At 53.5% G+C, this 13468-nt stretch carries 13 protein-coding genes; 5 read left to right on the plus strand and 8 right to left on the minus strand.

The window, feature by feature from the left end; all coding sequences use genetic code 11:
• Positions 1 to 2: 2 nt before the first annotated feature.
• From GN111_RS18805 to GN111_RS18835, 7 genes are all read right to left on the minus strand, one after another.
• Positions 3 to 410, minus strand: coding sequence for an acyl-CoA thioesterase (locus GN111_RS18805; protein WP_231715493.1), 408 nt, complete (start codon positions 408 to 410; stop codon positions 3 to 5).
• 156 nt (positions 411 to 566) lie between these two features.
• Positions 567 to 851 (minus strand): antibiotic biosynthesis monooxygenase family protein, encoded by a 285-nt coding sequence (locus GN111_RS18810; protein WP_170302364.1) that lies wholly within the window; start codon positions 849 to 851, stop codon positions 567 to 569.
• Positions 852 to 1020: 169 nt separating this feature from the next.
• Complete coding sequence (locus tag GN111_RS18815; protein ID WP_155305225.1) at positions 1021 to 1797, minus strand: enoyl-CoA hydratase/isomerase family protein; 777 nt, start codon at positions 1795 to 1797, stop codon at positions 1021 to 1023.
• A 208-nt stretch (positions 1798 to 2005) separates the two neighbouring features.
• Positions 2006 to 3187 carry an HD-GYP domain-containing protein gene (locus GN111_RS18820; protein WP_155305226.1) on the minus strand — a complete coding sequence of 394 codons (1182 nt, stop codon included), beginning with the start codon at positions 3185 to 3187 and terminating at the stop codon, positions 2006 to 2008.
• 7 nt (positions 3188 to 3194) lie between these two features.
• Positions 3195 to 3806 carry a hypothetical protein gene (locus GN111_RS18825; protein WP_155305227.1) on the minus strand — a complete coding sequence of 204 codons (612 nt, stop codon included), beginning with the start codon at positions 3804 to 3806 and terminating at the stop codon, positions 3195 to 3197.
• Positions 3807 to 3949: 143 nt separating this feature from the next.
• On the minus strand, positions 3950 to 5584 hold the full coding sequence (locus tag GN111_RS18830) for a solute symporter family protein (protein ID WP_155305228.1): 1635 nt from the start codon (positions 5582 to 5584) through the stop codon (positions 3950 to 3952).
• A gap of 9 nt (positions 5585 to 5593) precedes the next feature.
• A complete protein-coding gene (locus tag GN111_RS18835) occupies positions 5594 to 5881 on the minus strand; it encodes a hypothetical protein (protein ID WP_155305229.1) in 288 nt (95 codons plus the stop codon).
• Between the two features lie 748 nt (positions 5882 to 6629).
• Between GN111_RS18835 and gatB the strand changes: the two genes are divergently transcribed.
• From gatB to GN111_RS18860, 5 genes are all read left to right on the plus strand, one after another.
• Positions 6630 to 8057: an Asp-tRNA(Asn)/Glu-tRNA(Gln) amidotransferase subunit GatB gene (gene gatB / locus GN111_RS18840; protein WP_155305230.1), complete on the plus strand. Its 1428-nt coding sequence runs from the start codon at positions 6630 to 6632 to the stop codon at positions 8055 to 8057.
• A gap of 91 nt (positions 8058 to 8148) precedes the next feature.
• Positions 8149 to 8397: an AbrB/MazE/SpoVT family DNA-binding domain-containing protein gene (locus GN111_RS18845; RefSeq protein WP_155305231.1), complete on the plus strand. Its 249-nt coding sequence runs from the start codon at positions 8149 to 8151 to the stop codon at positions 8395 to 8397.
• Positions 8394 to 8792: a type II toxin-antitoxin system VapC family toxin gene (locus tag GN111_RS18850; protein ID WP_155305232.1), complete on the plus strand. Its 399-nt coding sequence runs from the start codon at positions 8394 to 8396 to the stop codon at positions 8790 to 8792. Before GN111_RS18845 ends, GN111_RS18850 begins: the two co-directional genes overlap by 4 nt.
• Positions 8793 to 9056: 264 nt before the next feature.
• Positions 9057 to 9350, plus strand: coding sequence for a GIY-YIG nuclease family protein (locus GN111_RS18855; protein WP_155305233.1), 294 nt, complete (start codon positions 9057 to 9059; stop codon positions 9348 to 9350).
• A gap of 280 nt (positions 9351 to 9630) precedes the next feature.
• A complete protein-coding gene (locus tag GN111_RS18860) occupies positions 9631 to 11367 on the plus strand; it encodes an FG-GAP repeat domain-containing protein (RefSeq protein WP_155305234.1) in 1737 nt (578 codons plus the stop codon).
• Positions 11368 to 12052: 685 nt separating this feature from the next.
• On the opposite strand, the gene GN111_RS18865 is transcribed toward GN111_RS18860, so the two are convergent.
• Positions 12053 to 13156, minus strand: a complete 1104-nt coding sequence (locus GN111_RS18865; RefSeq protein ID WP_155305235.1) for a porin family protein — start codon at positions 13154 to 13156, stop codon at positions 12053 to 12055.
• Between the last annotated feature and the right edge of the window lie 312 nt (positions 13157 to 13468).

Below are 13468 nucleotides of genomic sequence, written 5' to 3' on the forward strand. Positions count from 1 at the left end.
GGTCAAAACCCCAGGGCGTGGGAGATTTCCGACGGAATTTCAAACTCAAGAGCCATGTCCGGCAGTTTCACCGCCACCTGTTCCGCCTTTCCCCGGGTGCAGATTTCACCCGTCTCCGGCCGGCGAATCTCGAAATCCATGGCGATCTTGTAGCGGGCTTCGGTGACGGTGGCCCGGCAGATGAAGCTCTCGTCGAAACGCAGCGGCAGGATGTGCTTGATGGAGGTTCGTGTTATCGGAAAAACCATCTGGTGCTCGGTGAGATAGGCATACAAATCGACACCCACCGATGCGAACAGCCCGAACCGGGCCACATCGAAGTACTTGAAGTAGTTGCCGTGCCACACCACCTGCATGGGGTCCAGGTCATGAAAAGGCACTTTCATTCGGATATCGTGGGTCGCCGCCATAAAGCGCTCCATGAAATGATCGGATCGATAAAGCGATCCGTTGAAATCCCTTTTTAGTAAAGGAATTCAGCGTTCAGGGCAACCCCAAAGCGCGGCTTTTCCTTTGGAAATGGTAGTTTTGCGGGGGTGTCGGGGGGAGGTCAAAAAGCGGAGCCGCTATTCATATTCGTAAATCTCGTATCGGGTCTCGGATTCGAGCAGGTCATCGATGCGCTTTTGAATGTCCAGGCGTTCCTGGCTGGCATACCACTGCTCCCAGTAAAAACGGGACTGCCATTTGGAAACCACCAGGATCTCGCCCGGCGGTTCGACCCGTTTGAGTGTTTCGCTGGACAGATAACCGGGCCGGCCGGCAATGGTCGATCGGAGCTGGTTGATCAGTTTCACCAGCGCCTCCTCGTTTTCGCCGGAGGTAGCCCTACCGATATGGACTTTGATCATCGCCTGTCCTCCTTGTTCATTCGACGGTTGCCGCACCCTGGCGCGGTACTTGAAAAAAACGCCCGGCCGGCGTTTTAACTGCTGGACCGGGCGCATTTTGTTTCACATAAAACCAGATTAAACCCGCGACCGACGGGCGTCAAGCCTCGAATACGAATTTGCGGATCACCTATTTCTCTTTCCAGTCCGGCTGCCGTTTTTCCAAAAAGGCCGACACGCCTTCCTTGGCATCCTCGGTGGAGCACAGGCGCGCGAACGCCTCGTTCATGTATTCGAAGGCCTTGTCGTATTCCAGGTCGGCCGCCGAATAAAAGGCGGATTTGGCGATCTGTACCGCAATGGGGCTCTTGGCGGCCAGCACGGCGGCCCATCGTCGGGCTTCCGTCTCCAGATCGTCGGCCGGCACCACCTTGTTGATCAGTCCCATATCCAGAGCGGCCGGCGCCTTGATCAGTTCGCCGTAAAGCAGCAGTTCCATGGCCCGCTTGCGGCCCACGGATCGGGAAACCGGAATCACGGGCCCCACACAGTTGAGGCCCACGTTTATGGCCGTCAGCCCCATGCGGGCGGTGTCGGCGGCAATGGCCAGGTCGCAGGCTGCCACCAGGCCGGCCCCGTTGGCGGCGGCAACGCCATGAACCTGGGCAATCACCGGCTTGTTCAGGCGGCTGATCGTTATCAGAGGGGTTTCCATGCTGGCGATCCACTTCTTGTATTCCATGGCACTCTTGCCGAAAAAATCGCCCACGTCGATGCCTGCGCAAAAGGCTTTGCCCGCACCCTTGATAAGGATCACCCGTACCGCAGAATCGCCGTCCAGCTGGAGCAGCGCGTCGTTGAGTTCCGCGGCCAGGGCGAGGGTAAAAGTGTTGAGGCTGTCGGCACGATTCAGGGTGATTTCGCCGATGTTGTTCTCCAGATTCGCGATGACGACGGTTTCGGCCATTTGGATCCTCCTTTGGTAATGACGTTAAAAACGACGGATTTGCATAAAGTCAAAAGTGACCCATTGGTGTCATTCCCGCGCAGGTGAAAATCCATAACTATTTGTAAACAATAGATTCCCGCCTGCGCGAGAATGACATGTCCGGGGGCTTATTACGAGTTCATGCAAAACAAATTTGCATGCAAAAAAATCGATCTGGCTGTAAAAGTCAAAAGCTCGCCGCCCCCCACGGTCCCAAACATTCGGACTTCTGGTGTTCCCGGAACAACGCTTCGAAACGGGCCAGTTCCGCATCGGAACCCATGGGGCTGTCCAGTATGCCGGGATTTTCATGAACGGCAGCCACCAGGGCTGTTGCAGCCTCGGGATCGAAACGGGTTCCGGCGCCGACTTTCAACTGCACGGCGGCTTCTTCAAGACCGATGGCCTTCATTCCGGCCCGGCCGGAAATCATGGTTTCGAAGGCGTCGCAAACCTTAAGGATGCGAGCGCCCAACGGAATGGCGTCGCCTTTCAAACCTTCCGGGTACCCGCTGCCATCCATATTTTCATGATGATAACGCACCATGGGGATCAGATGGGACAGGAACGTAAGAGGCTGCAGGATACTGGCGCCCACCACCGGGTGGAGGCGGATCAGGTCCATCTCCCGGCTGTTCAGACATCCAAGCCGTCCCAGAATCTCCCGGCCGGTACCAATTTTTCCGATGTCGTGCAAAAGCCCCGCCTGGTATAATGCCTGGGCCTGGGCATCGGTCAGTCCCATTTTACGGGCCGTCGCCCGGGCAAGCCGGGCCACGTTCAGGGAATGGCCGTGGGTTTCCGGATGCTTGGCTTCCAGGGCCATGGCCAGCCCCTCCACGGTCTGGCGAAACGTATCCAAAAGGCGCTCGTCATAGCGCAGGGCCTTGTGCAGGGCGATGGCTCCCTGCTCGCCAAGGGCGGTGAGAAAATCCACCTCACCGGGGGTCAGGTTTCGTTTGGCGCCGAAATAAACGGCCAATATCCCGGTATAAGGTGCGACGATTTCCACCGGCATGCCGATCACCGACACCACCCGCCGCTTACCCAGCCGTTCGAGATCCGGCAGCCGCTCTTCATAGCGGGCATCCTCGATGAACACCATGCTTTCCGCATCCGGTGGAAACAGAACTTGCAGGGTTTCCAAGTCTACGGCCGACAGGCTGCGAAAGTCAAATCCACTGGTGACTTTATGGGCGATGCATCCGGCCACGCGGTCGACGATCCAGTAGATGCAGCCTTTGGCCATCATGGCTTCGGTAATGGAAACGACGATCCGCCCAAGGATCTCCTCGGTCTCCATGCCGGAATGAATGGCTTTGGAAACGTCGGCAAACGCCTTGAAATATTGCTGGTAATCGGCAGTCATGGAGATTCTACAGCCACAGGTACAAAAAACACCCGATATAAACCATCGTCGCTAACGCCGCCAGGGTCATTTTGACCGGAGAAAGCTGCGAGGCGGCCTTGACGGCCACGAAAATAACCGCCGCCCCGTAAAGGACCGCTGCAGCGGCGTAACCGTTCAGCGCGCCGCCTGTCAGACCAGCCTGGAACGCGGACACGGCCGGTGCCAGCGGCCAAAGGGCGAGGGCAGACATGCCGATGTACAGATAAGTCGGCATGAATTGGGGATTGCCGCCGATGCCCCGGCAGAACACCCACACGAAGAGGCTCAGTCCGCCGTGCATGAAAAAGGCGATGGAGATGCCGACCATCAGAATCATCAATGGATTGAAGGCAACGGCGGCATCCGGCTTTGCGGCCAGCAGCTGTTTGGCGAATTGCGTCGAGGCCAGGCCGTAGATCAACCCCAGCACAGTCACGTTGATCATGCAGTAACGCATGGGAAGTCCACCGGCGGCCAGCTCATCATAGACGGTGGCGTCCAGTTTCAGAATCCGCATCATGTGGCGCAAATAGTCCATGGCCATTCCTTTGAGCGACAGGTACCCGAAGGCCTTGAGGTGTTGGGATTTATATATCATCGAATGGGTGCCTTTCAAATTCAAAAAGTGCAAAGGGAGGCCAAGCCTCCCTTAACAGATGAATCTTCACCGTTCGATTTTTCGGCGGGTTCCCCGAACCTTCCGGTCCGGGGAACCACAGGGGTGGAACCGCCTGTCGATGGCTACCAGGGTTGCAGCCCCCAGATAAACACGGCCAGGCAGATGATGGAAATGATAATCGGAACGGTTACGCCGTTGTAGCGGGTCTCTTCGTAATGCTCACCCCATCCGTGGATGCGGTCGATGACCTTTTTGTCTTCGAGGGTGGGCGCGTAGGCCGACAGCGCCGACATCCGGTTGAAGACGATGGACAGGACGATAAACATGGCGAAACTCAGCGGAATGGTGACCATACCGCCGGACATGCCCAGCGCTGCGACCAGTCCCTTACCTACACAGATGCCGGGCAGCACGTGGGGGGAGATGACGATGAAAATCACTCCGCAAACAAAAGAGGAAATCATCAGGGCCAGTTTGTTGGCTTCTTTCCACCAGACGCCCAACAGGATGGCCGGCGTCGCCGTGGTGGCAAGCAGGCCGAAGGCCCACAGGATGCTGGTGACCAGGAACTTGGGCGGTTTGAAGGCCAGCAGGATGGCAGCCACGCCGCCCATGGCCAGCGCCACGTAGCCCCAGCGCACTTTCTTTTTGCTTTCCAGGTTCGGAGCGATGATCCCCAGCAGGTCGTTGCCCACCAGCCCGGCAATGGCCATAAGGTTGCCGCCGATGGTGGAAAGTCCGGCTGCCAAAGCGCCACCCATAACAAAGGCGGCCACCAGGGTCGGGTTGTAGAACACATTGAGAATCAGCACCGTCTGATCCGGTTTGGCGATTTCACGGCCGGTTACAGCGGTGAAGTAGTTGCCGGCAAAACCGGCCACGTAGGTTCCCGTGAACAGCAGTCCCAGGAAAATGGTGAACCAGACCACGGCCCAGCGGGCGCTTTTCACACTGGAGGAGGTGAACACACGCATGGCCAGGTGCGGCAACGCCACCGGCCCCAGGGTAAACGCCGGAATCAGGGCGAAGTACCAGCGAAAATCGTACTTCATGTCGAAAAAGGTTGGAATCTTCTCCAGCATGCTGGGCACCATGTCACCGTAGGCCAGAGGCGGAAACCACCATCCCGACGATCCCATGGCCTTCATGATGGCTCCCATGGGCACGATCATAGCGATGGTCATGACCACCATCTGAAAGGCGGCGTTATACGAGGCCCCGTACATGCCCCCCAGGGTGATGAAGCCCACGGTTGCCACACCGGCCACGATCAGGGCCGTGTTGTAAGGCACGCCGAAGAGCAATTCGAAGGCCCGGCCCAGACCGATCATCTGGCCCAGGGCGTACATGACCATGATCAACACCATCCAGCAGACGATCATGATCGTCGATCCCTTGCCGTATCGGGCCTTGATAAAGGTGGCCGGTGTAAAGGCCTTCATGCGCCGCAGGCTGGTCCCATACAGCAAGGTCAGCAGCGGGATTGAAATGGCCCACTGGATCCACAGGTAAACGAAGGGCACCTGCAGTTTCTGGATCAGGGCGATGACGCCCAGAAAGGTGGCCAGGCTGGCCCAGGTAGCCGCCATTCCCAAGCCGTTGGTCACGGGCCCGATGGAGAAACCGGCAGCGTAAAAGTCCTCGTCGCTGGCCGTCTTGCGGCTGGCCATATAGCCCACGCCGTAAAATATAACAAAAAGAGCGATAACGACGCCGATACCTACCCATACATTGCTTAAGGCATATTCTGCTGGCATATCCCCCCCTTATTCCTTCTCTTTGACAGTGATTTTTTCTCTATCGGTCTGCTCGGCCAATGCTTCCATTTCATCGTCGAACTTGTTGCAGACCAGGGTCATTACCAGGCAGACAACGGCCATGCCGAACCATCCCAGCAGGATAGGGATGATGTACTGGGTGGGGAAACCCCACATGGTGCCGGTTTGAAGACCGGGGAAAAGCACAAAAATCGATGCGCTGTGCCCCATAAGCAACAACAGGACAGAAAAGATCACGGTAATCCAGATCTCTTTTCGATACAGTTTCTCCTTCATGTCAGATCTCCTTTTCGGGTTGATGCATTGGGGCAGATGCACCGGCACCGGCCCTTGAAAATATGGCCACTTCCTTCACTTGATCCTGAAGCCTGTTAAAAAAGAACGCGTTCTATAGGGGATGGATAAAAGCTGATTTACTGAATATTGTTTACTAAAGGAACCGTCTTAATTCCATCGGCCGCATGCCGATTTTACTGTGGTTGGGAGAACCCACCGGGAGATGCTGGTTTGTCTGACAGGCAATAGGTTTTACACCTACAGCGCCCCCTAAGGGAAAACCCCAAGCACCAATATTCAAATTCCAAATCAATCCCAATTCTCAAACCTCAAACGAACAACCACATCCAAGTAGCGGCTTCCTGCCGCGATGGGCTATAACAACACTGGATCGCGGATGGAAAGCTGTTACCACGACACCACTCGCTTCTGCATCCCTTTGTTCTCGTTTGAGATTTCGATATTGGAATTTGGAATTTATTTGAGATTTGGCGATTGGGATTTGTGATTTCCAGCTTCGGTGGGCGATTTTTTTAAAAATGATCAACCGGATGCTTCTGTCCAGTGGCCGTCATGCCTCCTGAAACCCCGCCACCCCATGCTTTACAATCCTTTTGGTAGGTGATACCTAATCGGAGCATTAAACGTACCGACAGGTAAAAAAGCCTCATTATGTCATTCCCGCCTCCGCGGGCATGACATAATGAGAGGCATCCAATGAAAAATTAAACAAAACCTAAAGAAACCAATGGAATTCACCCCCGTCATCGGACTCGAAGTCCACGCTCAGCTCAAAACCAAGACCAAAATTTTCTGCGGCTGTTCCACCGCTTTCGGTGCGCCGCCCAACACCCACACCTGTCCCGTGTGCCTGGGCATGCCCGGCGTGCTGCCGGTACTGAACAAAAAAGTGGTGGACTACACGATCAAAATGGCGCTGGCCACCCATTGCACCGTACAAAAAACGAGCCGGTTCGCCCGCAAGAACTATTTTTACCCGGACCTGCCCAAGGGCTATCAGATCTCCCAGTACGAGCTGCCCATCGCGACACAGGGCCATCTGGAAATCGAAATCGACGGCCAGCCCCAGCGCATCGGCATTACCCGCATTCACATGGAAGAAGATGCCGGCAAGCTCATCCACGACCCGGACCGTCCCATAAGCCGCGTGGATCTCAACCGCACCGGCGTACCGCTTATGGAAATCGTCAGTGAGCCGGATATCCGCAGTCCTGAGGCCGCCGGCGAATACCTGCGCCAGTTGCGTTCCATCCTGCGATATCTGGACATCAGCGACGGCAACATGGAGGAAGGCAGTTTCCGCTGCGACGCCAATGTTTCCATCATGCCTGCCGGTTCCACCGAATTCGGAACCCGCACCGAAATTAAAAACCTGAACTCTTTCCGGCATGTGGAAAAAGGGATCCTTTACGAAATCGCCCGACAGAAGGAAATCCTGCTGGACGGCGGTGAGGTGGTCCAGGAGACCCGATTATGGCAGCCCGACACGGGCCGTACCGTCTCCATGCGGGGCAAGGAGGACGCCCACGATTACCGCTACTTCCCCGATCCGGATTTGCTGCCCCTGGTGATCGACGATGACTGGATCGAGCGCATGAAAAAGGAGATGCCGGAACTGCCCGGCGCGCGCAAGGCCCGCTATGAAACTGCCTTCGATCTGCCGCCGGCCGATGCCCGGGTGCTGACCGCCAGCCGTGAACTGGCCGATTACTTCGAAGCCTGCCTGGCCCATTTTGACCGGCCCAAACCGGTGGCCAACTGGATCATGGCCGAGTTGCTGGGCCTGCTCAACGCCAAAGGGCTGGACATCACCGAATCGCCGGTTTCCCCTGAAAGCCTGGCCGGTCTGTTAGTGTTGGTAGAAAAAGATGTGATCAGCGGGAAAATCGCTAAAACGGTTTTCGAAGCCATGGCCGAGACCGGGAAACCAGCCAAGGTCATTGTGGAAGAGAAAGGGCTTGTTCAGGTTTCCGACTCGTCTGCCATCGACCCCATCGTGGACAAAATCCTTTCGGACAATCCAGACGAAGTCGAACGTTATCGAGGCGGGCAGAAAAAGCTAATGGGATTTTTTGTCGGTCAGGTGATGAAGGCAACCAGAGGAAAGGCCAATCCGAAGGTGGTGAATGAGATTTTGGGGAAAAAGTTAGGTTGAGATGGTTTTGCAATTGATCGACATCTACTTGACGGGCATTGAACAATGCCTTACTTATAAGTAAGATTTACTCTTAAGTAAGGAATTTATCATGGCGCTGGCAACAATTACGACTAAGGGGCAAGTGACGATACCGAAGACGGTAAGAGATTCTCTTCAATTGCATTCCGGGGATAAAATTGAAATTATTCTTACCAAAGATCGCGAAGCTGTCATCCGGCCGGTATCCAAAAAAGTAGACGACATTTTCGGAAAACTTCATAAACCCGGCAGAAAAACAATGTCTCTTGAAGAAATGGACCGGGCTATTCAGAATCGAATGAGAGAACGGAATCAATGAAAGGTGTGGATACAAATATTTTGGTCCGTTTTCTTGTTCGGGATGATGAACACCAAGCAACGGTAGTTTATAAAATCTTTAAAAAAGCAGAAACCGAGAAAGAAGTTCTCTTTGTGCCGTTGCTTGCTGTCCTTGAACTGATTTGGGTGCTGGAGTCAGCCTATGCCATCACCAGAAATGAAATTCTGGATTCAATCAGCGATTTGATGTCCATGCCAATTTTCAAATTCGAGCAGCTACCGGCACTACAGCATTTTATATTATCTGCAAAAAAAGATAAGTATGACCTACCCGATCTATTAATCGCTCAATGCGCTAAAGCAAATGGCTGCGAAAAAACGTTGACCTTCGACAGGAAAGCGTCGCGATTCATTTTGTTTGAGTTTGCAAAGTGAAGAACGATCATCCCCTTTTTTATGAAGCGTTTAATGAGATGGATTCCCGCCTGCGCGGGAATGACATGTCTGGTGGCTTTTATTGAGACTGCCAATAAACAAGGATTTAAAAAACATCCGCCAGAAGGATCAAGGTCTCAACCAGATGGAACTTATAGATTTGTTTGGCAAAATCGATTTTGACCCCAAATACGATTACAAGGTCCAGAGAAATTTTCATAGTCTCGAGACTTGTCATTCCCGCGCAGGCGGGAATCCAGAAAAATGAATGGCAAACACTATTATGTCTACATCCTTTGTAACAAGAGAAACGGAACACTTTATACTGGAATTACATCAAATTTAATCAAGTGCATCTGGCAGCATAAAAATGAGGCAGTCGAAGGATTCACCAAGCAATATGGCCTTAAATGCTTGGTTCATTTTGAACAATACCAGGATGTAAAAGAAGCGCTTCTGAGGGAAAAACGGATTAAAAAATGGAATCGCCAGTGGAAAATCAATTTAATCGAACAGAACAACCCCAACTGGGATGACCTTTATCAGAAACTGGTTTAAATAAGAGACGGTAACATCGCAAAAAGTCGAAATTGGCCCATTAATGTCATTCCCGCGCAGGCGGGAATCAATTAGTTTCAGATATTTATAGATTCCCGCCTACGCGGGAATGACATGTCTGGTTGCTTTCTGCGATTCCTGAAAATCTTAAGACACAACCAAAAAAAGAACCCAATAAAAGAATCCCAGTTTATCCAACAGTTACAATATTGTCATTCCCGCGAAGGCGGGAATCCAAAAATAAAAGACTTTTGATCTAATAGAACACAGGAGATCCCCCTTGAAAACGCAACCTCATAATCTGAACCGAATTATTCTGTTGGCTTTAATCCCTCTGCTGTTTCTCTTCGTCGCCGCACCCACCCTCGCCGCCCCCTCCCGCGTCGCCATCCTGCCCTTCGACATGCACGCCGAAAAGGACCTGACCTTCCTCCAGGAGGGAATCCTGGACATGCTCGGGTCGCGACTGGCATGGAAAGACAAGGTTGAAGTGATTAACGAAAACGAAACCAAGGCCGCCCTTGAATCCATCGAAGGCTTCGAAGGCGAAAGCCGGGCCCTTCTGGCCGGTGGCAAACTCAAGGCCGATTATGTCCTGTTCGGCAGCCTGACCGTGTTCGGCGAAAGCGTCAGCATCGATGCCAAAATGGTGGACGTCAGCGGGCAGCAGGAACCGCTGCCCTTCTTCGCCCAGACCCGCGGCATGGGCGAAGTCATCCCCAAGATCAATGAATTCGCCACCAACATCAACGCCACGGTTTTTGGCCGCCAGGTCGCCCGGCGCCCGGTGGCTGCACCGGCCGCCCAAGCGGGCGCCGTACCCACCCAACCGGTCCAGCAACAGCCGGCACAGCAAACCTACGATCCCCGCATGCATCCGGAAAAGCTGCTTCAGTCCGGAGTCCAGAGCGAAACTCAGGTACCCATTGCCGGTCAGCCCTACCAGGCACCCAACCCAGCTTTTGTAACTGCACCGGGTGCGGCCAATACCGCCAACCAACCCACGTTTTGGAGAAGTCGCAACGTCAAAGCCCTGATTACCGGCATTGATGTGGGTGATGTGGACAACGACGGACTCCAGGAAATCGTCATTGCCGAAGATAAAGTGGTTACCATCAACCGCATCGTCAACGGCCGGCTGCTACGGATCGGAGAAGCTGGAAAAATCCGCATCGGCACCCATATCGGGGTGGACGTGGGCGATGTGAACGGCAACGGGACGCCGGAGATTTACGTTTCCAGCGTCGGAGGCCCCAAATCGGATGTGATTGAATCGTTCGTACTCGAGTACAACGGAAAGGAGTACGCCACCATCTATGGCCCGGACAATTGGTATTATCGTGTGGCCAGAACCATCGACCGCGGAACGGTGCTGCTGGGCCAGCGTCAGAAGACGGCCGTAGACAGCATTTTCCGGGAAGCGATCCATGAAATGCTGTGGGAGGGGAATCGCATTACACCCGGCCCGCAGCTACTGAAAGGGGGGCTCGCCAACCTCATGGGCGTTACCTATGACGACATCACCCAGAGCGGACAAAGCCAGATCGTTGCCTACTCTGACTGGGACCGGGTGCGCATATACAGCGGCGCCAGCCAGATGATTTACGAAGATGCGGATCGCACCGGAGGCAACCTGCTGTCGTTCAACCTTCGTCAAGAGGAGCCCGGCGAACAAAACAAGCAGTTTTTCCCGTTGCGCATACGGACGCCCGATATCGATAGGGACGGAAAAGCGGATGTAATGGTCGCCAGCCACGACGAACTGGCCAAGAACTTGCTCAAGAATTTTCGATCTTTCAAACGAGGGAAAATCCAATTGATGGAATGGGACGGCATGGGACTGGTCCCCAAATGGAGCACCCAGGAATTCGCTGGCCGGGTCAGCGACTTCGTGGTGGCCGATTTTGACAATGACGGCCAGGACGAACTGGTCGTGGCCATCGTCGCCAAAGAGGGCAGCGTCGCCTTTACCGACAGCCTCAGCAAGGTCATCGCGTTCGATCTGGAAAGACAATAAAAGAAGACAATTGCTTCAGGTTCTGGCTGACATTGTTTTCAACGCCTCTGGCCTGACGGTCAGGGGCGTTTTTGTACGCATCGGCCAAATAATTGCCAAACAATAAATGGATTATTGGCGTCATGAATGAAAGTCACAACCTTACCCTGCCACTTACACGGGCATGTGTAAAAGCTGTCACACGACCTTCCTCTCACACATTGAGGTTTGGAGGGACGGGGTATTTATCACTCAATCCCCGTTCCAACCACTTGCTGCGCTGGGCGTCCGTCTTCCGATGAGAGTATTTTCGACAAACAGAGTTGCCAGGATTAAAAGTGGAATCACCCTTACCGCTCGACGCAATTCACGACTTCTTGTTACCCGAGCTTTGGGTAAAGGGCATCCCAGGAACTTATTTGGTAAGTGGCGGGATTGATCTCGGTTGGATGAAAAAAGGCAGACTATAAATCAAATTAGATGGTTTCGCGAAAAGTCAATATTTCCAGCTCGGCGTCATGCCGGTGTAGACCGGCGCACGTAGCGAAGCTTTAGCGCTATCCAGCCATTTCACTGCCTTCTGGATGCCGGGTCGAGTCCGGGATTTTTGCTGGACCATTAAATTTTTAAAAACAAAAAACCCGGAGCCGAAGCCCCGGGTTTTTTATTTTGGCTATGTTCTTCTAAAGAATCCGCAAGGTGGTGATTAGAAGTTGATCTGCCATTTGGCACCAAAGTACGTGGTCTGCGGATCATTCGAGGTCACATCGTCTTCGTAGTTGATCTGACCAACTTCAGGAACGATAAAGAAACCCGGAGCAATGTTCACAGTGCAGTTTACATACCACTGCCACGCAGACTCGGTGTTGTTGCTATCATCTACCTCAGCTTCTTCGTAACCGTAGCCAGCCTCAATGGTCAGCATTTCGGAAGGACTGAAGCCGAGGACGGCCAAGTAACCCAGGCCGTCAGCATCCTTTTCAGTACCACCGGCAATAGACATTTCGTCATTCAGGCCGACCGGGTTGTAGGCACCGTAGTTGCCCAGGTTCTGACCCATGTGGGCACCCACTTTGGCAAAGAAGGCACCGAAGTTGGCGCCGACGCCAGCACCGATCACGTAAGAATCAACATCGTAATCCGTACCGGCATTGTTAGCATCCAATTCATAGGTCTGGTAACCGGCGAATACGTCGGCAAAGAACATGTCCATCTTGAAGCCGTAGCCCACTTCGATTTTCGGCAGGGTCACGTCGGTGTCGTAGTTTTCAGCTGCTTCAACTTCGGCATCAATAGTGGTAACACCATCGGTGGAAAGAAATTCAGCTTCAACCGCGGGGGTCAATTCATAGTCCACGGTGCTCGGAGAAATCAAGGCCACTTTAAGACCGCCCATTTTAAACTGGATCATGGGCAGACGGCCTTCGTAAAATTCACCAACGCCCAGCAGGTCGCCGTCACCGTCGTACACGCTGTTGGAGTAGAACAGGGCGCTGGGGGTATAGGTCTGGCCGATGAGCAGCTCGCCGCCGTTACCGAAGGTGTAGGTTCCATAGAGCTTACGTTTGCCGAAGCTGTCGCTCATCTCGAAGCCACCGCCGATCTGGTCGTTAAACTTGACGGTCGCGCCGATACGGCTGTTGCCTTGCTGGGCCCACTGGGTGTCCGTGTCACTGTCGACACCAGGGAGATCGGGATCCACGTCTACGCTGAAGGTAGCGAAACGGGCGCTGCCGTAAAAGTTCCAGTCGGCGGCCATGGCCGGTGCGGCCAGGCACAAAATAGCGAAAATAATAAACAGTTTTTTCATCTTAGTCTTTCCTCCTTAACGGAAATTCATCTGATTTACTGCAACCTAATAATTGTCACTGTATTGCTTGCTACGGGTACTGCGAATCGCTCCTCGACCACCTCCTTTCATGTCCTAGTTTATTTTGAAATTTCAGGCCTTCAGCGAAGGGAACGAACGCCTGAAATTTCAAAACAGCCGAATCCGCTGGCGATGGATCTAAATTCCTGCCCATCGTCAACAGGAAAAGCAGGTTTTGCAAGAGCTGTAGCCGGCCCTAATCTTCTTTATTCATTGAAAAAAAGGTATTTCCGGCAAAAATGAACCTAATAA

This window comes from Desulfosarcina widdelii (assembly GCF_009688965.1).
Taxonomy (GTDB): domain Bacteria; phylum Desulfobacterota; class Desulfobacteria; order Desulfobacterales; family Desulfosarcinaceae; genus Desulfosarcina; species Desulfosarcina widdelii.